Genomic DNA, 25,408 nt, shown 5'->3' with positions numbered 1-25,408 from the left:
TTGAATATATAGATACCTATATTATACTAGATTTTAAGCTATTTCTCCACAGTTTTATAGCCATCTGACAAGCAAATTGTGATTTGTCAACCTGAGCCACAAAGTCTGCGAACTCGTTTTGAAGGGAAAGAGGAGGTATATTTAGCTTAAAATTATTAATGAAATCCTTGGTAATTCTTCTCTGGCCTCCACTTCCTGTCATCTTTCTCTCACCTTCAAGTCTAAATTTCGAAAGCATTGTTACATGGTATAACCAGACTGTATTTACTGTATTCTTGGGTCTAAGAACATGAAATTCAGTTGAACCAAATCCAACACCGTTCAATAGTCCAAATACTGGAGCACCTTTCCCATTTTCAAAGCAAGGCGTAATTTTTGCAACAATTACATCATTATCCTTAAAAAAAGTAAATCCCTTACGAACATCATCGATATTTCGAATAATAGATAAATCAATTTTCCCATTTTCACTAACGTTTGACATTGGTAAAAACGAAACATCGCCATTAAAATTTTGCAGTTCTTTCTTATTAGGATTTAACTCAATATGATCTTCTAATTTAGACTGTGGATTATCAAAAATATCCCCAAACATCTCGTTAAATCGGGATTTGCACTTAAGAGATAAATTTCTGATGGGAATGTTTGACATTACTTTGGTTGACCATAGCATAGGCTAAAGTTGTATCAATTTTACTATGTCCAAGAAGCTTTTGTACTTGTTCGATAGGCATTCCTTTATCAATTGCCTTTGTCGCTAGTGTTCTTCTGAATTTATGAGGGTGAACCTTTTGAATTCCAAGTTTTTGACCTAGTTTTCGTAATCGAATCTCAACACCAGCTATTCCGAGTCTTTGGGCTTTTCCGAGCAAGCTAACAAAAAGAGCTGGATGATTGTCCTCTCTGCTATTGATATAGTTCTTTAAATGGATTTTCGTACGAGCATCAAAATATACAGGTCTTTCCTTTTTACCTTTCCCAAATACTACACATTCACGATTCTCAAAGTCAATATCTGAGCGATTCAGCTGCACAAGTTCTCCCACGCGCATTCCTGTTGAAGCTAGTAGATCGATCATTGCCAAATCTCTTAAGTTCTCACAATTATCTCGCATGATTTCAAGATGTTCATCCGTATAAGTTTCCTTTACAGTTTGTTCTGTCTTTATTTTTTTAATCCGTCGAATCGGATTTTTGATAATGTACTCCTCCTGCTCAAGCCAAGCAAAAAACGAAGACAGGATGCGTCGGATATTGTCCAAATTTGCTTTACTGCAATCTTTTTCTGACTGATACTGTGCTAGATAACTTCTCAAATCATCTGTTGTCAGTTGTGTTACAGACTGCTTTATGCTTGTAAATAAGTTTTCAATGGTCCTTTGATAATAACGAATGGTTTTTGCACTACAACCCTCCACCTGTTTAGCAGTAATAAATAAGGCTAACAAGGAATTATTCGTATACTTCTGTTGATTTACACCACTCACTAAATGACGCTCTAAACTCTCCCGCAATGCTAATAATTGTGCATTGTTTAAAAGAGGTAGCATTTCTTGAATGATGATTGTCACTTTTGTTTCCATATTTTCTCACTTTCATTATTTCAATAAAAAGAGACAATATTAGTTTTCTGCATTACAGAATTCTAATACTGTCTGTTTATCTATTTTTTTCTTATAGGATTTAAACATCCAAGCTTAATTGTTGCCATTAACTCTAAATGAATGTTCAGAAATCCATTTGGTGTAGCTAGATAATCTTCCATCTGTTAAGGATTCTACTGCGATAGTTACACACATATCTACCGCTTCTTCAACTGTTACAGAAAAACGATATCCATTTAACTGTAGAAATTTCACCAAAACAAAGAAAGCAGTTCGTTTATTAGCGTTGGCAAAAACATGCTTCTTGATCAATTGAACAAATAGTATCGTTGCCTTATCAAAAATTGTCGGATAAAGAGGTTTACCGAAGACAAATTGTTCTGGTAAATTGACAATCATATTTAAGGCAGAAGGACTAACTGTTTGAATTTTTTCATTAGGTGAATACCGTTCAATTGCTAAAGCATTGATTTTTTCAATTTGCATTTCTGTCAGATAGACTGTCATTTTTCCACCAAAGCTTTGAAAACATCATCGTATTCGTCAAAAATTTTGTCCAAATTTAAGTCAAAGGCATCATCAGTTACATAAGAAAACTGATGTCCAGACTCTTCAGGAGTAAAGATAATTTCACCACTTGGTAACAATTTTGCTTCGTATTTAACACCACTTGGAATATTGAATTCACTTGGAATGGTAATGGTGATTGAATTTCCTTGTTTTCTTGTTTTTACTACCATCTGTTTTCCTCCTTTGAAGTATTATAACAAATAATTACCGTAATTACAATGACAGAATATCAGCCAAAATACTCCTGCATGAGGGATTTCTTCAAAGTTTCAAGTTCTTCTAGCGATTTTTGAATTGCCAATTGTGATTTGTCTACCTGAGCCACAAAGTCTGCGAACTCGTTTTGTAACTGAATTGGAGGTAAAGGAACAATATAATTCATTATATCGGAAGATTTAATTGCAGGATAATTAGCTCCCGTAACAATATTAGCCATTTTATTCGTAAATCTATCAGAGCAAATTATTGCAAATAAATATTCTGGTAAACATTTCAAAGCTCTAAGCACACAGAATCCGCTGGAAGCTACCAAATTCTCGTCATCTAGCTCCGTCATTGCTATATTTTTAAGATTTGGTCGGACGGTTGAAACAACAATGTCTCCTTTCCTAATATGTTGTTGAGCTCTTGATGGAGCTTGATCTAACATATATTCCTGAAAACCAGTCATTTTATAATTTTTATTATCAATTGATGAAATATCAATGTATTTAATTGTATCGTGTTGATCAAATATTTTTTTCGCAGTTTCTATTCTATCGTCAACCAGTTCAGAAATACTTACCTTATCAAACTTCTTTGATCCAAACATCTCGTTAAATCGGGATTTTACAAGGTTTGAGAGTTCACTAAGTTGTTTACTTCTAATAATAATTTCATTATCTAACTTTTCTAATATTCCAATAATTTTATCTTGTTCAAAAATACTCCTCATTGGAATCTGGGCATCTGATAAATTATTGAGTTTAATATACTTTATAACTCCTCCAATTGATTGGTATCGTAAAACTTCTATATACTTATCAAGAAAGTAGTATAGATATTTCATTCTTACATTAGAATTACTAGTCAAAATATAGGTTCTCTGATAAGCATTAAATTTTCCTTTATAATACTTAACATTTAAATCTCCATTTCCAGCTACTAAAACTACCTCACCGTCATAAGCGTATTCGTTAATTCTTGAAATTTCTTTAGCTGTTGTAAAAAAAGGATACTTACCTCCGAAAACTGCTGCATTAGCATCCAATTTACCAGTTTGAATAGAAACTAATTGCCCTAACTTCACTTTCTTCATGCAACCACCTCCTCGAAATATCGGGATTTGACGAGTTTTGATAATTCAGATAGTTGTTGTTTACGAGATTCAATTAATTTGTTAACACCATCTAATCTCAAAACAATTTGCTGTTGCATAAAAGGCTCGTTGTATACAATAGACAAGTTATTCAACTTTGCCTTGTTTAACGTTTTACCCATCACAGCCCTGTCTGTTAAACTATCAAAATTCATTCCTTGTAGTGCGTAGTAAAGATATTCATTAAAAAGCATCTTATTATTTTTAACCACAAAATTAGCTATTGCTTCGTTTGTGTACATATTTTCGTCAAGAATCCCAACCTTGCCAATAGATAACTTAAAACTCATCACAACTGTCCCTTTTGAAACAATTTGCATTTTTTCTTTTTGGACAGCTTCTTGAGTTATTTTTTCCTTAGTCGTACATAATATTTTCCCTTTCATATCTGAAATGGATAACCAAGGATAGTCACCTCCCCAATATAAAGTTTGAGAACGATTTGGTGTCTTGCCAATTCTTATCTCACAAACTTCCCCCAACTTCACTTTTTTCATACATGTATCTCCCTACTTTAGTAATTCTTCTAACTCTGCTAAGCCAGCTTGAATTTCTTTTTCTAGATCATTGATTTTCTTTAAAATGACTTCTGTTGGTTCATACTCAACTTTTTCATACTCGATTTCTTTGTATTTATTGATGGACAGATCAAAATCATTCTCCTTAATCTCATCAATTGGAACAAAGAAGGACTGGTCTGTTCTCTTGCGATCTGCTTCTTTCTCTAAATGATGGAATCGTTGAATAATATCTGGAATATCATTATCGCTGATAGGTTGTCGTTTATCATCCAAGCTCAGACCATCTGCTTTCATATCGTAAAACCAAACCTTATCCGTTCCACCATTTCCAGTCTTAGTGAAGATAAGGATAGCCGTTGAAACTCCTGCATAAGGCTTAAAAACACCACTTGGCATTGAAATAACTGCATCTAGTTTGTGATGCTCAACAATTTCTTGACGAATCCCTTTATGAGCTTTAGAGGAACCAAATAGAACACCGTCCGGTACAATAACAGCTGCACGTCCACCTGGCTTCAGAGTGCGTAAGAAAAGGGCAAGGAAAAGCAACTCTGTCTTTTTAGTCTTAATCGTAGCCAGCAAATCACCAGAGGTTGAATCATAATCAAGAGATCCTTTGAAAGGTGGATTGGCTAAAACTAGAGTATATTTATCAGCTTCTTCGTTATCTTGAGAGAGTGAATCTAGATAGCTAATTTGGGGATTTTCAACACCATGAAGCATCATGTTCATAGCCCCAAGTCTTAACATAGTAGTATCTGTATCATTCCCATGAAACATGGTATTGTGGAAATGTTTTACACTGTCAATATTTGTCTGCCACTCTTCTTTTCTACGGTCTAAATAGCGACTAGCTGAAACCAAAAATCCAGCAGAACCCATGGCAGGATCTGAAATAATATCCTTAATTGTTGGTTGCATGAGTTCAACCATCATATCAATGATATGACGAGGCGTACGAAATTGACCATTTGCCCCTGCTTGAGATAATTTTGACAATAGATACTCATAAATGTCTCCGATATCTTTTATATCCGTAGGTAACTCATCCAGAGCAGCTATCGCCTTTTGTAAGGTAGCTGGTTTATTGATTTGGAAAATAGCATCCCTCATATAGCGTGAAAAAGCTGTATCATCTGTATCACCTTTTAAATTTTTGATAAATGGAAATATCTCTTGTGACATCAGACGATAAACTTCTTGCGCATCTCCCAAATTCTTAAAGGTTGACCAACGATATTCGGGTTTATCTTTTGGGAAAATTCCCTCATAGGGAATACCTAGAAATTCAGCATCATTTTCTCGTCCAAGTTCGACCCTATCCAAGTCTTTCATAAATAAAAGATAAGTCAACTGCTCAATGTTAGTCAAAGGATTCGCATTTCCCTCTGTCCATAACATTTCCCAAAGCTGATCAATCTTATTCTTTAATTCGCCTGTAATCATATTTTACCTCTCAAAATGTTTCAATTTTAAAAATCTGACATACAAAATTTTAAAACTTCTTATACCCCATTTTATCAGAATCCTAGGACATTATCAAAAATTACTATAGTATCTACAGAAAAAAGCCTACGATAGGCTTTTTCATCTGACAATATCTTTATACATGTCTGGTCTTCTATCTCTAAACAAGCCCCAGTTTAGGCGCTCATTTGCTCCTTTGTTGAGGTCATAAGTTGTTAAGAGGATGGCTTCATCTTGTCGTTCGGCTTGAGTTAAAATATCTCCTGTTTCATCGGTCATAAAGGATGAACCGTAGAAGTTAAGGCTAGAACTTTGTCCACCGTTTTCCTCGCAAGGTTGTACTTCTTCCAAGCCATAACGATTGGCTGCAATAACTGGGACAATATTTGCTGCTGCGTGTCCTTGCATGGTACGCTGCCAATGACCACAACTATCTGTATCTAAAATTGGCTCAGAACCAATAGCTGTTGGATAAAAGAGCAATTCTGCACCATTTAAGGCAAGGCAACGGGCTGTTTCTGGGAACCACTGATCCCAACAAATCCCAATACCAATCTTGGCATAGAGAGTATCCCAGACCTTGAAACCAGTATTTCCAGGTGTGAAAAAGAATTTCTCCTGATAATAATGGTCATCTGGGATATGAGTTTTACGATAAACTCCTAGTACTTCTCCATCTGCATCAATGACAGCGATAGAGTTATACAAAACATTACCATCTTTTTCATAGAAACTGATTGGTAAAACGACCTTTAGTTCCTTGGCAATCACTTTAAAATGCTGAATAGCCGTATTTTCTGTCACCGACTGGGCATACTGATAGTAGTCATATTGACGTTCCTGACAGAAATAGGGACGTTCAAATAATTCAGGCAAGAGAATAATTTTGGCTCCTTGCTTAGCAGCTTGACGAACTAACCGTTCAGCTGTTTGGATATTGGTTTCCACATCCTTAGCGCATTGCATCTGAATGGCTGCAACCGTTACATTTCTCATCTTTTTCTCCTATTCTGGAATTTGTTGGGTAATACAGTGGATATTCCCACCACCTAAAAGAATATCTCTAGCCAGGATTCCTACGACTTCACGGTCTGGAAAACACTGGCTGAGTATATCTAGGGCCACTTGGTCGTTTACATCTTGAAATTGCGGCACCAAGACAGACTTATTAGCAATGTAAAAATTCACATAGGAAGCTGCTAGTCTTTCACCTGCATAACGCTCCTCTTCGCCTTCTTCATAAGTATAGCCCGGCAAATCTTCTTCCGTCACTACTTGATGAAGAGCTGGAATTGGAAGTTTATGAATGGTGAAGCTCCGGCCTTTTGCATCGGTTTCCGTCTCTAAAAAAGCTAGATCCGCTGCAGACATGGCATACTGGGGATCATCTTGGTCGTCCGCCCAAGCTAAAACAATCTCCGCTGGACCAACAAAGGCTGCAACATTATCGACATGTTCATTGGTTTCGTCTTGATAAATACCGTAAGGCAACCAAATGACTTTTTCGGCACCAAGGCTCTCTAGTAAGGTCTCTTCAATCTCCTCTTTAGTCATGTGAGGATTACGACCAAGGCTTAGAAGGCAACTTTCGGTCACAAGAATAGTTCCTTGACCGTCACTGTGAATAGCCCCACCTTCTAGTACAAAAGGTTTGGCGCTATAAACAGGTATATTTAATTCTTTAGCAAAGGAAGACGCGACTTGGTCATCTGCTTCATAATCTTGGTAGAGACCGTCAACAGCACCACCCCAGGCATTGAAAGACCAATCGACTGCCAACTTTTCCTTTTTATCATTAAGGAGAATAGTTGGACCAGTATCACGTGCCCAGGCATCATTTGTTGAGATATCTAGATAAACAACCTGGTCTCCAAGATAGGATTGTGCTTCAGATAGATAGTCCTCCTCCACCAAAAGATAAACTGTTTCTCCTTGAGCAATGGTTTTAATGATTTGGCTAAAAGCTGTTTTAGCAGCCAACCCTTGAAAAGGCCACGAACCCGGTCGAGTAGGCCATATCATGAGGGTCCCATGGTGAGGTTCATACTCTGCAGGCATACGATAGCCTAATTTCTTTGGACTGTCCATCATGATAATCTCTCCTTAAAGTCTTGGTAGCCAAAGGCCTTGACTAAACTGCATTCACCCTCTTTATCCATGAGATACAAACTTGGGAGTCCAATCCCGTTAAAGGTATTATTCTTAACAAAGGAGTAGATTGCCATATCCTCAAAGTAAAGTCTATCCCCAATATTAACTGGATTTTCAAAACTATAGTCACCAATGATATCACCTGTTAGACAGGTATTGGAAGAAAGTCTATAGGTATAGGCCTTTTCTTGGGCTTCAAAACCATTTCTCAATGGTGGGCGATAAGGCATCTCAAGGACATCTGGCATATGACAACTTGCTGAGGCATCTAGCACTAAGGTCTCAATCCCATTTTCAACGATGTCTAAGACTTCAGTAGCTAAATATCCAGCATTAAGCGCAATAGCTTCACCTGGTTCGATATAGACATCAAGGTCATAGGTTTCTCGAATCCGTTTAATTTCAGAAATCAGCAAGTCCACATCGTAGTCATCTCTTGTAATATGATGTCCACCACCCATATTGAGCCATTTAACTTGATGCAAATAGGCACCAAACTGGTCTTCTACTGCTTTCAAAGTTGTTTGTAAATCATCTGCCCCTTGCTCACAGAGGGTATGAAAATGAAGTCCATCAACCAATTCCAATAAATCACTTGGTATCTTATCCAAAGTCACTCCAAAACGAGAGCCAGGAGCACAAGGATCATAAAGCGCGTGATCTCCTTGTGTTGAACACTGAGGATTGAGGCGTAGGCCTACACTGATACCAGCCTCACGACAACGTTGACCATATTTTCGTAGTTGTCTCTCTGAGTTGAAGACAATATGATCCGATATTTGAAGCAGCTCTTCCATGTCAGCCTCCTTGAAAGCAGGTGCAAATACATGGACTTCCCCCGGAAACTCTTCTCTAGCTAACTTCGCTTCATAGAGTCCACTAGCCGTTGTACCAGAGAGATACTGGCTAATCAAGGGATAGGTTTTATAGAGAGAATAAGCCTTTTGAGCTAGCAAAACCTTACAGCCAGCCTTTTCCTGAACCTGATGCAGAATACTACAATTTTCTTCTAGTTTTGCTAAATCAATGACATAGGCTGGTGTTGGTACTTGTTCTAACTTCATTAGTCCACCATTTGTGGATTTTCAACCACAACCCATGGCAAACCGAATTTATTCAAAGCTTCCATGAATGGGTCTGGATCCAATTCTTCAAGGTTATAAACTCCTGGTTGTTTCCAAGTGCCATCCATCACTAATTTTGTACCAATCATAGCTGGAACACCCGTTGTATAAGAAATGGCTTGTGAACCAACTTCTGCGTAACATTCTTGATGGTCGCAAACATTGTAGATGTAGATGGTCTTTTCAACGCCATCTTTGACACCGGTAAAGATACATCCAATATTAGTTTTACCAACAGTACGTGGGCCAAGGCTTGCAGGATCTGGAAGCAAGGCTTTCAAGAATTGGATTGGTACGATTTCTTGGCCGTTAAAGTTAATCGCATCTGTACGAAGGAGACCAACGTTTTCCAAGCATTTCATGTGCGTTAGATATGATTGGCCAAAAGTCATAAAGAAGCGAATGCGTTTAACTCCTGGAATATTCTTTGCTAATGATTCGATTTCTTCATGGTGGAGGAGATACATGTCTTTTTGACCAACTTGAGGGAAATCATACTCACGTTTGATAGACATAGCTTCGACTTCTACCCATTTTCCATCTTCCCAGTAAGAACCTGGTGCAGAAACCTCACGTAGATTGATTTCTGGGTTAAAATTTGTCGCAAATGGATAACCGTGGTCACCACCATTACAGTCCAAAATGTCGATATAGTGAATTTCGTCAAAGTAATGTTTGAGTGCATAAGCTGAAAAGACACTGGTTACACCTGGGTCAAAACCAGAACCAAGAAGAGCTGTTAAGCCTGCTTCCTTGAATTTTTCTTGATAAGCCCATTGCCATGAGTAGTCAAAGTAGGCTGTAAAACCAAGTTCCTTGCAACGTTTCTCATAAATCGCACGCCATTCAGGGTCTTCTGTATCCTCGGCCTCATAGTTGGCAGTATCGATATAGTGGACACCTGTTGCCAAACAAGCATCCATAATAGTCAAGTCTTGATAAGGCAAAGCTACGTTCAAAACAGCTTCTGGTTTGTAGCTTTCGATCAAGGCAATCACTTCTTCTACCTTGTCAGCATCAAGAGCAGCTGTCTCAATCTTAGTATTTGTTTTGCCTTCTAATTTAGCCTTCAAGTCATCACATTTTGACTTAGTACGGCTAGCAATCATAATTTCTTTAAACGTTTCGCTATCTTGGCAAATCTTTGAAATAGCAACTTGGGCAACGCCCCCACATCCAATAACTAATAAACGACTCATTTTTTTCCTTCCTCTTCTTCTAAAATGTCTTCTACATACTTAGGCAACATAAAGGCACCAATATGCAAGTTTGCAGTGTAGTATTCCGTAAATAACTGGCGTTTTTTCCAGCCTTCTTTATCAAAATCTTCAATAGGATGATATTTTTTTGATGCAAATCCAAACAACCAATAACCAGCAGGGCTAGTTGGAATATGGGCTTGATATACCCGACTGATTGGAAAGGCTTGATTGACCTTGCGGTGCATACTCCGACAAGCGGATTCGTCCTCATCAAAAAAGGGACTTCCGTGTTGGTAAATCATAATGCCATCTTCCTTGAGAGCCCGATAACTACTACCGTAAAACTCTTTGGTAAAGAGACCTTCTGTATGACCAAAGGGATCAGTCGCGTCATTGATGATAATATCGTAAGTGTCCTCACAATTTCTCAAAAAACGTAACCCATTTTGATAATAAATATGAACACGGGTGTCATCCAATCCAGATGCAAAGTCAGGAAAATACTCTCGACAAACCTCAACCAGCATCTCATCTGGTTCTACAATATCGATTTGTTCCAATTCAGGATAGAGTGTCAAAACCTGGGCAACACCTCCGTCACCACCCCCAATGACCAAGACTTTCTTGGGATTGGGATGGACAGCCATCGGAACGTGAACCGTCATTTCATTGTATACAAAATCATCTGCATCCGAGAACAAAACATGCCCGTTTAAGATCAATATCTTCCCAAAAGCTGGCGTATCTAAAACCTCAATATCTTGCCATTCACTTCTTCCAGCATAGAGTTGCTTAACTGTGCGTAGCGACAATTTAACATCTGGTGTGTGAACTTCTGAAAACCATAAGTCCATCTAGTTCTCCTTTCTCTCAATGACATTGATGTGATTGACCTCTGGATCTTCCGTTCCTTGCAAGGAACAACCCCTATCTTTGGCAAAACGTATATAATCAATCATTTCCTGAGTGATTCGTTCACCTGGTGCTAGGATTGGAATACCTGGAGGATAACACATCACGAACTCTCCACAGACTCTACCAACAGTTTCAGCAATTGGAAGGCTAATGCGCTCAGCATAGAAGGCTTCCTGGGGAGATAAAACGAGTTCAGGTTGGATATATTCACCCGCTATCAAATCGTTTCCATCACGTGAGTAGAGTCTCTTAATATCAGCCAGAGCGCCGACTAAACGCTCAATGTCTTGGATTCGATCTCCGATAGAAATATAGGCTAAGATATTGCCAATATCGCCAAACTCAATCTGGATGTCATACTCATCACGTAAGAGATCATAAACTTCAATACCTGTCAGACCAATCCCTTGAGTATAGATAGATAGCTTGGTAACATCAAAATCACAAACACTGATTCCATCAATCAACTCTTTTGAGTAGGCATAGTAGCCACCGATGGCATTGATTTCGCGTCGAGCGTACTCAGATAACTCAATCACCTTCTCAAATGATTCTTTTCCTCGAAGGGCCAGATTACGTCGTGAAATATCTAGACTGGCCATCAATAAGTAGGAAGCTGACGTAGATTGCGTAAGATTGATAATCTGCCGAACATACTCTGGGCTCATCTGCTCTCCTATGAGCAGAATGGAACTCTGAGTCAAACTCCCACCAGACTTATGCATAGAAACGGCTGCCATGTCTGCACCTGCATCCATGGCAGATAGGGGGAGTTTATCTGTAAAGTGCAAATGAGCTCCATGAGCTTCATCAACCAATACCTTCATTCCGGCTTCATGGGCCATCTTGGTCAATCCTTTAAGGTCAGAACATATCCCGTAGTAAGTCGGATTGTTGATTAAAACAGCCTTGGCATCTGGATGCTCCTTTATGGCTTGTGCCAGTCTGTCATTTTCAAGTCCCAAGGCTATTCCAATCTTTGGATCCACACTCATTTCGATATAGATGGGAATGGCGCCACATAAGACTAAAGCATTAATAGCAGACTTATGTACATTTCGCGGCAAAATAATCTTATCACCAGCCTTACAAGTGGCTAGTATCATCGACTGTACAGAGGAAGTTGTACCACCAATCATTAAAAAGGCGTGGGCTGCACCAAACGCCTCTGCTGCTAGCTCCTCTGCTTCTCTAATAATCGAAATGGGATGCCCTAGATTATCTAGAGATTTCATCGAGTTCACATCGATACCGACACATTTTTCGCCTAACAATTCGACCAGTTCTGGATTTCCACGTCCACGTTTATGGCCCGGGACGTCAAAAGGCACGATTCTTTTCTTTCGTAATTTTACCAAACCCTCATAAATCGGGGCTTGACTTTGATCCAAATGATACAAATAGAACTCCTTTACTTCATTTAGGAATTTTTCTCGTTTACATATGAGCTACTTCATTTTATGAACTCATGAAAAAAGAGCAGGTTTCCACCCGCTCTACAATCTACTGACGTTTTTTACTTTGTTTCTGTTGAGTATTTCTGTTCCTGATGTTTCCAAACTCTCTAGTAGCAAATATTACGTACTTTATTGATCGTTTCACAAGATGACGTGTGCTTTCACCACACTAACAAATGTATACGAATTAGGATCTTCATCCTAACATCAACTTATAAAAGTAGGCTTTTAACCCTATCAATAATGTGACTTACCAGCCACGCTTCGGCATTCAACCCAACCTGTCCGTAGGTATTTTTTACTCGGGTTTATATTTGCTAGAAAACATCAATCCCATTTTCTAAGCATTATCACTATATCATATTTTATAAGGCTTGTAAATACTTTTCGGCTATTTTTTGCTTCGCTAGTTTCGTCGATTCTTTACGATTTAAAAAGAAAATTTCTGTATAGCAACTTCAAGAAATCGAAACTGAATCATTTACCTTACTGATTTTTCAAACCACTGGTGAATCATACGCGCAACTTCATTGGGACGTTCTGTGTAGAGGTCATGCCCACAATCTTCAATAAACCTCATTTCAAATGAAGCTGGTACTTGATTGAGGGCTTGAGTTCGCCAGTCTTGATCCTTAGGAAAGTCTGGGACAATCAACAATACCTTGGTAGCAACCAATCTAATGTCACTAGCCTTAAGCTCTCGTCTTAACCTTAGTAGATTAAAAACTTTCTCTCGATCGAGTGCCAGTTCAAATTTTTGATCTCTTTCATTCCATTTAAAGGACTCTCTTACAGCCCTCTCCAAATTTTTCGACCAATAAGGAGCACCTTTCTTTTCCTCGGAAATGACCACTTCTATATCGGTAAAGGTCTGTGTTTTAAAGTAATCATCCGTTGACCTTAGTTCATCCTCAAGAGACATCAATTGATCCAAGTCCAAATAGCCACCATCTAATAAAATCAAGAAAGCAACTTGTGGACACTGAGCTGCCAAAAAGCGAGCCATATCAGCACCCAAGGAATGAGCAATTAGACAAACTTCTGTTTCATTATGAAGTTCACGAGAAAACCAAGCTATTAAATCTTCCTTGCTGGTAATTTCTGAATGGTAGGGATTTAAAAACGTAACTGGCTCATTCAACTCGTTAAAAAAATCCAAAGCATGGTACTCATTGCTTCCTAAACCACCAATAAAATAAGTCTTCATTTTTTCTCCTTGTTTCATCCTCAATATTTGTTTGCCTTATTTTTATAAGGTCCAGTTCTCAATCATTTCTTGCAATCTCAGCTGATAATTCAAAATCTATCATGTGGTAATTTTCATCTAAGCGGATGAGACTATAATATTCATTCCAAAATAGATGATCGCTATTACTTTTCCACTTTAATCCATACCATAGCTGAGTGACATCGTTTGTATTGGATGGGGGAATTGACCATAGATGCTTTTTGAAAGTTTCTTGAACAAGTGGAACATCTAGTCTAGTAGTCAAGTTGAGTTCATCCAATTTCAATGTTATAGAATGTTTTTTGGCTGCTTCAATGCTCTCCTTGTTAAATCGAACCTGAATAACCTTGGAATCTTCTAAAGCCACATCCTGGTCCTCAGCTCCATAAAAGGAGATACTCCCCAGTACAATGCCGTCTTTTACTAGAAGATAGGGAGCATAGGACACAGCATTGCTATCCAGCTTAAAGCCTTTTCCGATGGTGATTGATTTATCTCCTGAATACTTCTGGAAACTTCTATCTGTCAGGAGATCTTCGTAGTCCCTACCACCATCACCCTGTTTTACATAGATATCAAATCCAGCTTCCATCAGATCACTTGCTTTGGTCTCTGCTAGAGTAATTTTATTTTCATTAATCTGCAAAATCGGTGCTTGAGGCGGGAAACCAATCGTGAGATTAAACATGACTCCTACTAGAAAGACCATAAAGGTTATAAGGAGGGCAAGCAAAGACTTCCCAGTCCGCTTTCGAGCATTGAAAAGGGCCATTAGAGCTGGGAAAATAATCATTTTAGCTAAAATAGAATTCCCAACACCACCTCTATTTAAGGTCTGAAATGCAAACATCCCTGCAATTGCAATCAATGTCAGGTAAATCAAAAGCTCACCTAACCCTAGCTTATCCGTTCGAGTTTGCTGGTTTACAGACGTTTCGTACACCGCCTGCCCATTTTCTTTTTTCTTCTTGAGAAAAAGATAAAAGCCCAGGCCTAGCAGCAGATTAAAGATTGCAAAAGCAATTAAAGTATCTATAATCACCGTTCTAGCCATGGCTTTCTACTCCTTTATGTTCTATCTCAAATCTTATCTTTCTCTTTAATACCCAATTTCCAATTACCAAAACGATTAGCAAAAACGGACTACCTTCTATCAGCACAATGGGTAAAGTCAGTAGAGCATTCATTCCCATGATTTTTCTCTTTTGAATCGTTTAGTATAATACTGATTTTTCTAAATCTATTTCTTTAGAAAATGCTATAATGGAGCTAAGAAAATTGTTCTCTAGCAATTGAAAAACAGGGGAAACAGTCATGTTCACTAATATCGTTTTGGCTTTTTATGCTCTTTTCTTTTTATCCTTATTCTTTACCATCTATCTCTATCTCAGACTTGTAGTCGCAATCAGACATGGTAAAAATCTCCCAAAATGGATCTATAAGCTTGGACAGGCATTTCAAGGAAGAATTCACGTTGACTATGAAGAAATCACTGACTCCAATGCTCTTAAAGAGGTTCATTGGTTCTTTTTAATCTATCTAATTGTAAATCTTCTAGTATTCGTTGGATTTTATTATCATGGTTATAGCCAACCTCAAGCAATCTATGAATGTTTGAAAAAACAATTTTTCATCGTACTTGTTAGTATGATTTTCAAAAGTATTGGCAAGTTGATTGTAACAGCAATAAGAAAGAACTTTCAAAACAGTCATGTTTATGCACCAACCAATGCTATTATCGGATCTGTTTTTTTCACGAGTTATATTTTTATGTTTTGCATCATGATGAGTGGACTCCCAGCTCAACCTGTTCCAGTAACGCTTCAAAATACCAATGTTATTATTGGAGAGACCAAGGCTTCCGAACTTTTAGACCAAGGCTTTACCTTCGAAGATAAAAGTCCAGAAAGCCTAATTACCAACCCTAAAAACGACCATTTCTACTACGGTCAACTTCTTGAAATCAAGCGGGATAATCAGCCTTATGGTTTTATGAGTCTTACTCCCACTGGAAAGGATACTGATCAACTCAAAAACTGCGTCATTACCTACTATAGAACACCCAAAGATGCCCATCAACTACAGGAAATTTCTATCAATCATGTCAATCTATTAAACCTCAAACTCCAGGATTTTCAAACACGAAAATTAATCGATATCTTTGAAGTCAATCCTGCTGATTATAATATCTCCGATACCGACGATAACTTCATTCTAACCATCCAAACAGAAGATTACGACCTCTGGAAAAGATACAGGATCGAAGCCAAGTTTAATAGAGATGGTTCTATAGAAAGCTATGGTGTCCGAGCCCAACACAGCATGTGGGAATGATTTTACTCTCCGATCAGTCAGCATAATATAAAGTAGCTATTTACTCATTTTAGTATCTACTTGATGTTATGCTTTTTCATTTACACTAAATAGTAACATCCCTTTTTATAACAAGCGCCTCACTTCTTCAACAACTACATTGAAGCGAGTATGTTTTTAGCCATTCGTACAATATAGAGCGTATCATCTTCTTTTGATAGTTGATTGAGCAAGTCAGTAGCCCTTGTAATGTCTCCTTTGATAGAGGCATTCATTGCCTGGAAGTAGTTTATTTCTAGTTGCTGGTATTTATAATCATGGCTATCATTTTCAAAGTAATCATTGCTTTGATGCGCGATTGTTAAGTCGTAGATAGCCCTACTCAAATTTTTAGTTTTTTCTGCAAACGCAGCATCGGAGATAGTCAAACCTCTTAGCAAAGAGTCCAATTCTTCCCTATCCATATTTTGACGAGAAAGAATCGTCGAGCGAATCATATAGTTCTGCAAAATATTTTTGTACTGTTGTTTTACTTTGTTATCATTTAAAATTTCTTGAGAATTTTGGATGGCGCTATCAAAATCTCCAATCATGTAGAAGTACATGACATTTATGACTTTCGCGTCAATTTGTAGCTTTGAAGACCTTGCGTTCTTATTTATTTGAATATACTGTTTCAAAGAGGCTAAATCCATATCCACATAGATTAATGTTTCAACTCTCTTCAGATATTTTGTGTTATTAAACCATACAAAGATAGACAAGCAAACAACCAATAGAAGTATAGACAAGGTCTGTAAAGTTAAATCTTTTATCATCCAATGGAAAAAAATGATGAGAAAAGCTACCAAAATAGACACCACTCTACCAGGTAGTATATATTTGTTTCGTATTTTTCGATAATCCATTCTATTCCTTTCAGCTCACCAAGCATAATATAAAGTTGTTATTACGACAGATTTTAGCATCTACTTGATGTCATGCTTCTTCATTTTCTCTTGGAAAATACCCGTAATAATTTGACGTAATTCTTCTCTTTCTTTTTCCGGAAGATCTCCTTTTTGCGCAGCAACAGCGTATAATTCAGGATATTCAAGTGAAATTCTTTTAATAGTCCGTGTTATCGCATGTTTTCTTACGAAAAATGGGATCCGTTTAATGTAATCTTGGGGAACCAAGGTGATAATCTTATCTGCTGTTTCCTTGTCACTAATCTTGGACGTTGTAAGTCCATTTTTAATCATTTCTTGTTCTTTTTCTGTAAAATCTTGTAATTCCATATTTTTCTCCTATTTTTATCATTTATTTCATTATAGACCAAGCATGATAAAAGAACAAATATATTATTTGAAAAACCGACCTAACAAAAACCTTCAGGTCTAATCACACTGGTCATCATCTTCTGTCATTTCCCAAACTTCTGTTTGGTAGGGTTCACCATCGCTATCATATTTATTGATATAACCAATAAATCTCTCATTTCTCCTTGGTTTAATTTGGTTAGCTTAGATAACCCAAACAGCCCATACTCCGACTCAGACAAACATTATTTATGCTAGAACTACTTTGCAAGTGCTTCACCTATATAGTTTTCGAATCTTCAAAAATTGATTTAAAACATATTTTATTATTCTTTCGGTTGAGAATAGACTTCGATATGCTGACCTAGAACTTTGATTTCTACTGGTAAGTTATCTGATTTATCACCATCAACATCCGTTTCCAATTCACTATCTGAAGAGATTTTGATGTGACTAGCTTTCAGATACTCGATATTCTCATTCTCGACAACATCCCCTTTTAATAAATCAGGGATGACTGACAATTTAGTAAGAATTGAAGCATCTTTTAGTATCAAAATATTGGCATAACCATCCTTATCTTGTTCAAAAATCTTCTTGTCAGCGAAATAATTGGTAAGGAGAACCAAGACATGGCTGGCAGGGCCGATGTAATTTCCATTTTCAGTCTCAACAGTAATGTTAAATGCTTGATCTGTAACAACAGACTTCATGGTATTAATCGCATAAGCTAGCATACCAAACTTTGTTTTATCTTCAATTCCAACGTTATGGATGGCTTCTGGTAGTGAACCAATACTAAAAATGTAGCCGAAATAGTGCCCATTGGATTTTCCGATATCAATCTTGTTTGTAGAATTGTAATCAAGCTCGTCAATGGCACCATCAATATCTTGATTGATTTCTAAAAATTTCGTAATGAGATTTCCAGTTCCTCCTGGGATAATCGCGAGTTTAGGAATGTAGTCTTTTTCCGCGATACCTGAGATTACTTCATTGACAGTCCCATCTCCACCAAAAACAAGAACAGCATCATATCGCTCACGAGAAGCTTCTTCTGCAAAGTTTGTGGCGTCTTGCGCTTTCTCCGTAATTTTAATTTCCACATCTTCAAAATAGTCTCTAGCTTTATTCTCCAGTTTGACTTTATAATCCAAGGCTTTTTCGCCTCCAGAGGTTGGATTGATGATTACCATAATTTTTTTCATTTATAATTCTCCTGTCATTAGATTTTCTCACTTTAACTAACCATCTCAAGTTTGGTCCATATAAATCTTGACCGCTTGGTATTCCTGTTCTTTAGCATAGTTAAATACCTCTGAAGCTCTAATGTAATCAAAGATATTTTCCTCTATATCTTCATCCCAGGTTGATTCACTAAAGATTTGATTCTCTTGACTAGCTTCATAGAAAATATCAAGGTGAACTTGATAAAACTCTTCATCTTCATTTGGAGCTTGCCTTACTAATGATGGTTGAAACAAGGGTTTATCAGATATACTTGTAAATGTCCCTACTTCAAACAAAATCATTTCATCATCAATAGGCTCACGACACAAGTCTTCAAAGATTGCGACCATTCCCTCCAAGGGCATCTTATTGGTGATTCTTTCTCTTAAAAATTCAAGTGATTGTTTCATATTTTTCCTCTTTCTAGATGAATTTTCATTCTTGAAAAAACTATTAAAAAATAAAATACCTACATCCTATATTATACTACATAAACAGAAAAAAAGACTGAAGCGGATGGTTTTCACCTTTGTTTCAGTCTAATGTTTTTATAACGAAAAAGTCTCTATGAAGACTCTATTTCAAATATAAACTCTTAACCTAAAATTGATTAATTAGGTCTAAGCTTAATTAAAAGTAAGAGCTTTCAATTTGCAACTCGCATCCTCTTCTAGAAATTCTCATGAGCGACTTCTTCAAGATAGTCATCAGGATGATGGTAGATTCGCATATCTTCTTCTGAACCATCTTGCAAAACTGCAAATACCTTCACTTTATCATCATTGACAAATACGAAATTATGTTCACCAAAATAAGCCTGATAACCCTTGTCAACTAAAGTCCAAAGTTCATCTTTTTTTAAACCAAAAATATCTTTTTTTACAAGATAGGTTTTCCCGATTTCCATTTTCATGATAGATATTTCTCCTTAAGAAACTAGCAATGCTAAAGGTTTACTATTTGATGGTCAATCAGCTCACACAAGACGTGATAGCAACTCAAAACGAACTTTGGTTGGCTATTGAATAGCATTCATCGCTTCTTTCACATATCCCTCTACATCTTCAATCTCTACAAACAGCGGGTCTAAGTGGCATAAGAAGTGCCAATCTTCGGTGTCGTGTTTTCTGTAGAGAATTGCTTCGCCGTCTTCGCTTCCAAAAAAGCTTCTGTCGACTTCATATCCGTTGCGTTCTAAGAAGTCTTTTGCCTTTCTGAAGTTAGCTTCTCTGGCTTCGACATAGGCTTTCACTTCATCGTTGTTAACGACATACGCATCGATTTTTGTAGCGCCTTCGATCACTTTATCGTTTTTAGCGGATAGATTCGAAATTTCTTTCCAAATAATATCCACATTTTCCTCAGGATTAAACGAAAATCTAGATAAAGGGACAATATTTCCATTGAAGACAATTTCCGTATAATCCGGCAATTGTTTGGGGTTCACATACTCCACTTCAAACCCATCTTCTGTTTCTAAAGTATATCCCGGAATTTGAGCTACAAAGGCTCTCCCTTCTTCTAAAGAATCAAAAGCGACTAAATCCTTTTGATAATCACCTTGATACAATTCCAATATAACCATCGAAAACCCTCCTAAGCTTTTTCGTTCTAAACATTATTATGTTGCCGTCAATTATCATGAAACAAACGCTCACGATGTACATCCAGTAGACCTGCCTTCATGAGGAACCCTATCTATAATCCTTTAAAAGGTACGTAGAGGCTTTCGCAACAATGGATCAGATAGAAGAAAGAGTAGTTGCTTATTTACGATACGCCTCTATTTTATGGCTATGTTCTTTCAGAAGCTGTTTGGAATAAACTTTTTCATCTTTTGAATCTCGAACTTCCCTCCAAAGGATTGCTGCAACGGTTAGCTTGTTCGCATACTGATGACTACTTTTATCTGAACAAAAGTCTTTTAAAAATTGATTCCACTGACAAGCCGAATGATCATATTTGGCGTAATCTGACTCTCCATAATAAATTTTAATCATGTCTTGAATCGTAAATTGTAAATCATTATCCCTTTTTACTTTTCGCCAAGCGGTTGCCATATCCGCATTGAATTTAAACGGACTGACCCCTGTTACTGCTGAAAAATAATCTCTAAACTTCTGGTTAAAAGAAAACCCACAGTTCAGGAGCGGAGTCTCTAAAGTGATTACTTCGGATTGAGTTTTATGGCTTTTTCTCAAAGATTTCTCTATTTTATTTCCCTGAAAATACTGTTCAATTATAAAAGTCAATTCTTTCTTCGTACCTCTGTACTCTAATCCAAGAGACTTACAAATTTGGGAAAGTTCCTCTCGATACCAATAGTATTGGTTAAATTCTTCAAATGATTTGATTTCTTTAAAACTAGGTCTATTTTCCGTCAAACCATCACCTCCACCTTTCAAATCTACGACTGTAACGTCAATCTGCATGCCCCGTCAACATATGGTCATACGCCAATATATACGATTATTTGATTACTACGAATTCTTCCCATCGTCTAAGCACCTCTTTCAAAGGCTCATCGAGATAGCTATAGGCCTTGTCCTTAATCCACTCAGGAATTCCATAAGCTGCTTCGGCGATACTTCCTGTGATTGCAGCAAGAGTGTCGCTGTCCCCACCAAGTGAAATCGCGTTTCGAATCGCATCTTCAAAATCTGTACTCTCCAAAAAGGCAACAATGGCCTGAGGAACCGTATCCTGACACGTTTCATTGAATCGATACGTAGGACGAATTTCATCTAACGTTTTAGAAAGGTCATATCCATACTCTTTCTCGATGTGTTCCTTGATGCGTCTTTTAAGCTCCTCAGGGTTATCGCTACTATCATCACCAAAGAAATAACGGCACATGTAAATAGCATCCACTGTAGCCATTGCTCCTTTGATTCCTTCTGGATGGTTATGCGTCACCTCTGCAGAAAGTTGCGCCAGACGTTTCACCTCAGACGGCAACTCGCCTGTGGTGGAATCCATCATCCAAGCGCACGGAGAAACACGCATCGCAGAGCCATTGCCAAAGCTATTATAAGGGGAACAATCATTGCTTTGAATCCATGTATTAAATCTAGCCCCGTAACCAGCATCGGGATACATTCTACCATATTTCTTCATGGCATCAATAAAGTCATTCTTTTGACCGCCATTCATAATTGCTTCTGCAACGGCACAGGTCATAACCGTATCATCTGTGAAAAAACAATCCTCACGAAATAATGGAAAGTCTTTCGTTTTAATGTTGTCCCATTCGTAAACAGAACCAACAATATCTCCAACTATTGCTCCTAGCATCAGATTCCTCCTTATGATATATCAGATTCATTACACATTTCCAATGAATCACTCTTTAAAAATGGCACCACCAAATTAATCCACTCTTGAGGCAGGTAAGCTGATAAATAGCCGTGGTTATAGCCCTTAGCTTCATACAAAATCGTATTTGGATGCAGTTGTTGAAATAATTTCGCTGATGCTTTCACACAGTTCAATTCTTTTTCACCATAAATATAAATAACCTGCGCCTTACTTGCAGAAATCGTATCCTTTAGCTTGTAATGCCCCATATAGGTTTTGTAAATGGTCACCAATGTTTTGATAGACATCCTTGGCAAATCCTCCAAATAATAAGCTTTTATTTCCTCAGGATAAGCCAGTTTAGGATAGAGTTTGTTCATCATGCTTAATTGAAGTTTGCAAGAGAATTTACTGAACATCAGTTTACCAAATAGTGATACTAGAAAAATGCTGATTTTAGCAAACCTTGGTTGAGGAATACAGAGGCTTCCATCTATGATGGCCTTCTCAGCTATCTCGCTGTCTAATGTCAAAAGCTCCATGGCAATTTGACCTCCGAGCGAAACACCACCGATCGCAAACAATTTCCCACCACAGTTTGCTTTGACATAGTCTAGGATCTCCAAAGCAGAATCTTCCGTAGAAACATAATCGAGTTGATATTCTTCACCGTGGCCATTCAGCGTGGGTAGAATAACACGGTATTCTTCTGACAAGATTCGCGCTTGTCGAAGATAATTCCACCAAGAACTGCCACCGCCATGTATCAGTATGATAGGAGGCAAATTCCTATCTCCAAATTCATAGAATCTCATATATAAACTCCTTACTGTAGGACTTTCACCAGATAAATACTTGTTTAATCAGTTTGAACAAGTAGTGATGACTCATCAACGTGAACCTTTTGAGGATTAGTTAAGTTTTACCAACAAACTAACGCACTCAGCGGCTCGGACTTACCGTATCATTTCGTCGGTTTCCCTCCTCATTCTACGAGTCCTATCGCATGGGAGATCATTTACTTCTAATTCACTGATGCCTCAGCTCGTACAAGCAGTGAAACTACCTCAACATGATGCGTTTGTGGACTCAAAAGGTAAGGGGAGTTCAAAGCTCTAGTGGAGCTTTGAACTCCCCTTGAAATGTAAAAGCGAGATGTTTAGCTGCGTTTCTCTAACAAACTTACACATTCGACGTGATGCGTTTGCGGAAAAAGATCCACCGGCTGGACTTTCTTCAATTCGTAGCCCAACTCTTGGTAGAGTTTGATATCACGCGCCATGGTTGCCACATTACATGAGATATAGGCGATGCGATCAGCTCCTGTTTGGACGCTTGCTTTGATGAAGCTTTCGGTCAAGCCCTTGCGGGGTGGATCAACCAGGATGGCGGTTGGTTGGATGCCTTCCTTGAGCCAATTCTTCATGGCATTTTCAGCTGTGTCACAGACAAAGTGGGCATTGGTGATACCGTTCAATTCTGCATTCTTCTGGCTATTCTCTACCGCTTCTGGGATGACCTCAACCCCATAAACTTCCTTAACATGCTTAGCGACAGATAATCCAATAGTTCCGATTCCTGAATAGGCATCGATAACCACATCGTCTTCTCTTAAGTCCGCGAAGTCAATAGCTGTCTGGTAGAGCTTTTCTGCCATTTCGGTATTGACCTGGTAAAAGGCTGGTCCAGAGATTTGGAAGCTATTCCCCAACATTTGGTCCGTAATGTAATCTTGACCATAAAGCGTACGCCATTCTTTCCCGAAAATGGCATTGTTATTTTGGTCATTGATATTTTGCATAACTGATACGATTTCTGGGAACTGCTTGATGACTTGTTCAATCAACTGTTCAACTCGGAAAATTTTAGGACGAGTTGTCACCAAGATAACCATGATTTGACCTGAATGATGTCCACGACGAACAACAAGGTTACGAATCAAGCCAGACTGTTCCTTCTCATCATAGGGTTTTAAGTCATAACGGAGAAGCAAATCACGTAAGGCTACAATAACTTGGTCAATGACTGGATCCTGGATATAAAAATCTTCCAACGGCATAAGATCATGAGAATTCTTACGGAAGAAACCAGTCTCCAGAACACCATTAACGCGACGAACAGGAACCTGAGCCTTGTTACGATACTTGATAGGATTTTCCATGCCAAGAGTATCAGCAACCTCTACATTCGTGATTCCAGCAATCTTATAGAGACTATCTTTTACTTGCTTAGTTTTAAACTTGAGTTGCTCTGGATAAGCTAGATGTCCCAAGTCGGCAATGCCTGAACGCAGGTAAGCCAAATCTAAATCTTGATTACGATGTGGAGATTGTGTAAAATATTCCTCGACCTTACCAAAACCAATCTTTTTATTAACTTTAAGGACACGCATAAGGATTTTTTCTGTTGGTAAAGCATTCTCTACAAAAAAGACCAAGCCATCAACCTTGGCAACACCAGCTCCTTCATGGGTCAAATCGACAATCTCAACTTCTACAATATCATTTTTCTTTAACATAATTTCACTTTCTATAAGCCGATAAAAAAAGACGGCAACAATCCTGTTACCATCTATTATACCATGAATTGACCTAAGCACCAAAACTCTTGAAGAAGTTAAGGATAGCTTGCCAAATTGAGCTAAGGATGTTTCCACCATCTTGGATAGCTTTATTAGCATCAAAGTTTAAGTCGATATTGCTGAAACTATCACCTGCTTGCGCAACGATACTTTGTTTCAAATCTTTTAGAGTCTTTGCAAAGTCTTCGTTATTAAGAATATCGCTCTTTGAAAGATTGAAGGCAAAGTTAATAATGACATTAACTTGGTTACCCGTAACAACTTGATCTAGTTTGTAGTTCTTTAAAGTATCTTCAACAATCTTACGAACATCGTCCTCTGTTAGTTCACCTTTGGACTCTTTGGCCTTTGCTACCGCTGATTTGATGTCAGCAAGGGCTACATTGAGTTTATTGGCATCATATCCTGATTTATCTTTGTTTTCATCATTGATGTCCGACAAGGCCTTGAGCTCTTTCTGTGCCAAATTTTTATTTTCTTGAGGTAATTGAACACCATTTGACTCAAGGGAATAGTAAATACCTGCTAGGGCACTTTCACCAGTAACTGGGATTGGTGCCGCAACGGAAATACGCGCGTGCTCTACACCCAAGGTAACAGCCGCATTACGGTACATATCTTGTGTCACTTTAGTGATATTTTCAGGCGTTTCAATCTTGACCTCAAGTGGAGATTTTTCACCCAATTTTTGAATTTTTGCTGACGAATAAAGTTGAAGACTAGAGTCATTTGCAACATTCATAATCTTTGAGTAGACATCTGGTGTCATAGTCTTCAAATCTTTAGTATCTTTTGAGGCATTGTAGCCAAGTTTTTTCAGTGTTTGATTTTTTTGATCTTCCGTTAGTGAAGAACCCAAGACATACTCAGGTTGAACATAGGTTTCATCAATTACTTTTTGAACATCAGTAGCTGCCTGGGCGCTTTGCAGTGTTGCAACTGCTAAAAGTACTGCAGCGCTAGTTAGAAAGAATTTCTTTCGCATGAGACGTTCCTCCTTTTCAACTCTAGAATATTAAAGTATCCTTAAAGAAAACTTATAAAAGCACCTAGAAGTTTGATATGCCCCCTGTCAAGTAGACAGGTAAAA

The 25,408-nt window shown here is 37.8% G+C and carries 27 protein-coding genes; 1 reads left to right on the top strand and 26 read right to left on the bottom strand.

All coding sequences use genetic code 11. The features are described 5' to 3' along the window. Positions 1-16: 16 nt before the first annotated feature. The 15 genes from HMPREF3237_RS04470 to HMPREF3237_RS04400 form a co-directional block, all read right to left on the bottom strand. Complete coding sequence (locus HMPREF3237_RS04470; protein WP_070888983.1) at positions 17-595, bottom strand: restriction endonuclease subunit S; 579 nt, start codon at positions 593-595, stop codon at positions 17-19. A gap of 22 nt (positions 596-617) precedes the next feature. Then, complete coding sequence (xerA, locus tag HMPREF3237_RS04465) at positions 618-1,583, bottom strand: site-specific tyrosine recombinase/integron integrase (RefSeq protein WP_070888982.1); 966 nt, start codon at positions 1,581-1,583, stop codon at positions 618-620. Between the two features lie 114 nt (positions 1,584-1,697). After that, entirely contained in the window at positions 1,698-2,111 is a 414-nt protein-coding gene (locus HMPREF3237_RS04460) for a type II toxin-antitoxin system death-on-curing family toxin (protein ID WP_070888981.1), read from the bottom strand. Next, the gene (locus HMPREF3237_RS04455; protein ID WP_070888980.1) at positions 2,108-2,344 is read right to left on the bottom strand and encodes an AbrB/MazE/SpoVT family DNA-binding domain-containing protein; all 237 of its coding nucleotides are present in this window, start codon (positions 2,342-2,344) and stop codon (positions 2,108-2,110) included. Before HMPREF3237_RS04455 ends, HMPREF3237_RS04460 begins: the two co-directional genes overlap by 4 nt. A gap of 59 nt (positions 2,345-2,403) precedes the next feature. After that, on the bottom strand, positions 2,404-3,471 hold the full coding sequence (locus HMPREF3237_RS04450) for a restriction endonuclease subunit S (RefSeq protein WP_070888979.1): 1,068 nt from the start codon (positions 3,469-3,471) through the stop codon (positions 2,404-2,406). Further along, a complete protein-coding gene (locus HMPREF3237_RS04445; RefSeq protein ID WP_070888978.1) occupies positions 3,468-4,028 on the bottom strand; it encodes a restriction endonuclease subunit S in 561 nt (186 codons plus the stop codon). Before HMPREF3237_RS04445 ends, HMPREF3237_RS04450 begins: the two co-directional genes overlap by 4 nt. 12 nt (positions 4,029-4,040) lie before the next feature. Beyond that, entirely contained in the window at positions 4,041-5,498 is a 1,458-nt protein-coding gene (locus tag HMPREF3237_RS04440; RefSeq protein ID WP_070888977.1) for a type I restriction-modification system subunit M, read from the bottom strand. A 141-nt stretch (positions 5,499-5,639) separates the two neighbouring features. Continuing rightward, entirely contained in the window at positions 5,640-6,515 is an 876-nt protein-coding gene (gene aguB / locus HMPREF3237_RS04435; RefSeq protein WP_070888976.1) for an N-carbamoylputrescine amidase, read from the bottom strand. 9 nt (positions 6,516-6,524) lie between these two features. Beyond that, the gene (aguA, locus tag HMPREF3237_RS04430; protein ID WP_070888975.1) at positions 6,525-7,610 is read right to left on the bottom strand and encodes an agmatine deiminase; all 1,086 of its coding nucleotides are present in this window, start codon (positions 7,608-7,610) and stop codon (positions 6,525-6,527) included. After that, positions 7,607-8,734: a carboxynorspermidine decarboxylase gene (nspC, locus tag HMPREF3237_RS04425; protein WP_006145524.1), complete on the bottom strand. Its 1,128-nt coding sequence runs from the start codon at positions 8,732-8,734 to the stop codon at positions 7,607-7,609. The genes aguA and nspC overlap by 4 nt, the downstream gene beginning before the upstream one ends. After that, positions 8,734-9,993: a saccharopine dehydrogenase family protein gene (locus tag HMPREF3237_RS04420; RefSeq protein WP_006145523.1), complete on the bottom strand. Its 1,260-nt coding sequence runs from the start codon at positions 9,991-9,993 to the stop codon at positions 8,734-8,736. Before HMPREF3237_RS04420 ends, nspC begins: the two co-directional genes overlap by 1 nt. Next, complete coding sequence (speE, locus tag HMPREF3237_RS04415) at positions 9,990-10,850, bottom strand: polyamine aminopropyltransferase (protein ID WP_006145522.1); 861 nt, start codon at positions 10,848-10,850, stop codon at positions 9,990-9,992. Before speE ends, HMPREF3237_RS04420 begins: the two co-directional genes overlap by 4 nt. Continuing rightward, complete coding sequence (locus tag HMPREF3237_RS04410) at positions 10,851-12,311, bottom strand: aminotransferase class I/II-fold pyridoxal phosphate-dependent enzyme (RefSeq protein ID WP_006145521.1); 1,461 nt, start codon at positions 12,309-12,311, stop codon at positions 10,851-10,853. It abuts the gene before it with no gap. 538 nt (positions 12,312-12,849) lie between these two features. Beyond that, positions 12,850-13,575: an alpha/beta hydrolase gene (locus tag HMPREF3237_RS04405; RefSeq protein ID WP_070888974.1), complete on the bottom strand. Its 726-nt coding sequence runs from the start codon at positions 13,573-13,575 to the stop codon at positions 12,850-12,852. Between the two features lie 58 nt (positions 13,576-13,633). After that, a complete protein-coding gene (locus HMPREF3237_RS04400; protein ID WP_070888973.1) occupies positions 13,634-14,650 on the bottom strand; it encodes a hypothetical protein in 1,017 nt (338 codons plus the stop codon). A gap of 260 nt (positions 14,651-14,910) precedes the next feature. On the opposite strand from HMPREF3237_RS04400, the gene HMPREF3237_RS04395 reads away from it, so the two are divergent. Then, on the top strand, positions 14,911-15,930 hold the full coding sequence (locus HMPREF3237_RS04395) for a hypothetical protein (RefSeq protein ID WP_070888972.1): 1,020 nt from the start codon (positions 14,911-14,913) through the stop codon (positions 15,928-15,930). 134 nt (positions 15,931-16,064) lie between these two features. On the opposite strand, the gene HMPREF3237_RS04390 is transcribed toward HMPREF3237_RS04395, so the two are convergent. The 11 genes from HMPREF3237_RS04390 to HMPREF3237_RS04340 all read right to left on the bottom strand — a co-directional run bounded on the left by HMPREF3237_RS04390 (position 16,065) and on the right by HMPREF3237_RS04340 (position 25,303). Next, entirely contained in the window at positions 16,065-16,817 is a 753-nt protein-coding gene (locus HMPREF3237_RS04390) for a hypothetical protein (RefSeq protein ID WP_070888971.1), read from the bottom strand. A gap of 60 nt (positions 16,818-16,877) precedes the next feature. Continuing rightward, positions 16,878-17,189, bottom strand: a complete 312-nt coding sequence (locus tag HMPREF3237_RS04385; RefSeq protein ID WP_070888970.1) for a hypothetical protein — start codon at positions 17,187-17,189, stop codon at positions 16,878-16,880. A gap of 347 nt (positions 17,190-17,536) precedes the next feature. Next, entirely contained in the window at positions 17,537-18,418 is an 882-nt protein-coding gene (locus HMPREF3237_RS04380; protein ID WP_070888969.1) for a diacylglycerol/lipid kinase family protein, read from the bottom strand. 45 nt (positions 18,419-18,463) lie between these two features. Beyond that, entirely contained in the window at positions 18,464-18,850 is a 387-nt protein-coding gene (locus HMPREF3237_RS04375; RefSeq protein WP_016465873.1) for a hypothetical protein, read from the bottom strand. A gap of 260 nt (positions 18,851-19,110) precedes the next feature. Beyond that, entirely contained in the window at positions 19,111-19,353 is a 243-nt protein-coding gene (locus HMPREF3237_RS04370) for a hypothetical protein (protein ID WP_016465874.1), read from the bottom strand. A 105-nt stretch (positions 19,354-19,458) separates the two neighbouring features. Beyond that, a complete protein-coding gene (locus HMPREF3237_RS04365) occupies positions 19,459-20,025 on the bottom strand; it encodes a hypothetical protein (protein ID WP_016465875.1) in 567 nt (188 codons plus the stop codon). A 181-nt stretch (positions 20,026-20,206) separates the two neighbouring features. Next, complete coding sequence (locus HMPREF3237_RS04360) at positions 20,207-20,824, bottom strand: SAP domain-containing protein (protein WP_025173263.1); 618 nt, start codon at positions 20,822-20,824, stop codon at positions 20,207-20,209. Positions 20,825-20,909: 85 nt separating this feature from the next. Then, positions 20,910-21,734: an ADP-ribosylglycohydrolase family protein gene (locus HMPREF3237_RS04355; protein ID WP_070888968.1), complete on the bottom strand. Its 825-nt coding sequence runs from the start codon at positions 21,732-21,734 to the stop codon at positions 20,910-20,912. An 11-nt stretch (positions 21,735-21,745) separates the two neighbouring features. Next, entirely contained in the window at positions 21,746-22,552 is an 807-nt protein-coding gene (locus HMPREF3237_RS04350; protein ID WP_016465878.1) for an alpha/beta hydrolase, read from the bottom strand. Between the two features lie 344 nt (positions 22,553-22,896). Further along, entirely contained in the window at positions 22,897-24,255 is a 1,359-nt protein-coding gene (gene rlmD / locus HMPREF3237_RS04345) for a 23S rRNA (uracil(1939)-C(5))-methyltransferase RlmD (RefSeq protein WP_070888967.1), read from the bottom strand. Between the two features lie 73 nt (positions 24,256-24,328). Next, complete coding sequence (locus HMPREF3237_RS04340; RefSeq protein WP_070888966.1) at positions 24,329-25,303, bottom strand: DUF1002 domain-containing protein; 975 nt, start codon at positions 25,301-25,303, stop codon at positions 24,329-24,331. Between the last annotated feature and the right edge of the window lie 105 nt (positions 25,304-25,408).

The organism is Streptococcus sp. HMSC34B10, assembly GCF_001839505.1.
GTDB classification, from domain to species: Bacteria; Bacillota; Bacilli; order Lactobacillales; family Streptococcaceae; genus Streptococcus; species Streptococcus peroris.
This window is presented reverse-complemented; position numbering and strand designations above follow the sequence as displayed.

Coding starts and splice junctions, on each gene's coding strand:
- HMPREF3237_RS04470 (WP_070888983.1), bottom strand. CDS start 595: ATGTTTGGGGATATTTTTGATAATCCACAGTCTAAATTAGAAGATCAT.
- xerA (WP_070888982.1), bottom strand. CDS start 1,583: ATGGAAACAAAAGTGACAATCATCATTCAAGAAATGCTACCTCTTTTA.
- HMPREF3237_RS04460 (WP_070888981.1), bottom strand. CDS start 2,111: ATGACAGTCTATCTGACAGAAATGCAAATTGAAAAAATCAATGCTTTA.
- HMPREF3237_RS04455 (WP_070888980.1), bottom strand. CDS start 2,344: ATGGTAGTAAAAACAAGAAAACAAGGAAATTCAATCACCATTACCATT.
- HMPREF3237_RS04450 (WP_070888979.1), bottom strand. CDS start 3,471: ATGAAGAAAGTGAAGTTAGGGCAATTAGTTTCTATTCAAACTGGTAAA.
- HMPREF3237_RS04445 (WP_070888978.1), bottom strand. CDS start 4,028: ATGAAAAAAGTGAAGTTGGGGGAAGTTTGTGAGATAAGAATTGGCAAG.
- HMPREF3237_RS04440 (WP_070888977.1), bottom strand. CDS start 5,498: ATGATTACAGGCGAATTAAAGAATAAGATTGATCAGCTTTGGGAAATG.
- aguB (WP_070888976.1), bottom strand. CDS start 6,515: ATGAGAAATGTAACGGTTGCAGCCATTCAGATGCAATGCGCTAAGGAT.
- aguA (WP_070888975.1), bottom strand. CDS start 7,610: ATGATGGACAGTCCAAAGAAATTAGGCTATCGTATGCCTGCAGAGTAT.
- nspC (WP_006145524.1), bottom strand. CDS start 8,734: ATGAAGTTAGAACAAGTACCAACACCAGCCTATGTCATTGATTTAGCA.
- HMPREF3237_RS04420 (WP_006145523.1), bottom strand. CDS start 9,993: ATGAGTCGTTTATTAGTTATTGGATGTGGGGGCGTTGCCCAAGTTGCT.
- speE (WP_006145522.1), bottom strand. CDS start 10,850: ATGGACTTATGGTTTTCAGAAGTTCACACACCAGATGTTAAATTGTCG.
- HMPREF3237_RS04405 (WP_070888974.1), bottom strand. CDS start 13,575: ATGAAGACTTATTTTATTGGTGGTTTAGGAAGCAATGAGTACCATGCT.
- HMPREF3237_RS04400 (WP_070888973.1), bottom strand. CDS start 14,650: ATGGCTAGAACGGTGATTATAGATACTTTAATTGCTTTTGCAATCTTT.
- HMPREF3237_RS04395 (WP_070888972.1), top strand. CDS start 14,911: ATGTTCACTAATATCGTTTTGGCTTTTTATGCTCTTTTCTTTTTATCC.
- HMPREF3237_RS04390 (WP_070888971.1), bottom strand. CDS start 16,817: ATGGATTATCGAAAAATACGAAACAAATATATACTACCTGGTAGAGTG.
- HMPREF3237_RS04385 (WP_070888970.1), bottom strand. CDS start 17,189: ATGGAATTACAAGATTTTACAGAAAAAGAACAAGAAATGATTAAAAAT.
- HMPREF3237_RS04380 (WP_070888969.1), bottom strand. CDS start 18,418: ATGAAAAAAATTATGGTAATCATCAATCCAACCTCTGGAGGCGAAAAA.
- HMPREF3237_RS04375 (WP_016465873.1), bottom strand. CDS start 18,850: ATGAAACAATCACTTGAATTTTTAAGAGAAAGAATCACCAATAAGATG.
- HMPREF3237_RS04370 (WP_016465874.1), bottom strand. CDS start 19,353: ATGAAAATGGAAATCGGGAAAACCTATCTTGTAAAAAAAGATATTTTT.
- HMPREF3237_RS04365 (WP_016465875.1), bottom strand. CDS start 20,025: ATGGTTATATTGGAATTGTATCAAGGTGATTATCAAAAGGATTTAGTC.
- HMPREF3237_RS04355 (WP_070888968.1), bottom strand. CDS start 21,734: ATGCTAGGAGCAATAGTTGGAGATATTGTTGGTTCTGTTTACGAATGG.
- HMPREF3237_RS04350 (WP_016465878.1), bottom strand. CDS start 22,552: ATGAGATTCTATGAATTTGGAGATAGGAATTTGCCTCCTATCATACTG.
- rlmD (WP_070888967.1), bottom strand. CDS start 24,255: ATGTTAAAGAAAAATGATATTGTAGAAGTTGAGATTGTCGATTTGACC.
- HMPREF3237_RS04340 (WP_070888966.1), bottom strand. CDS start 25,303: ATGCGAAAGAAATTCTTTCTAACTAGCGCTGCAGTACTTTTAGCAGTT.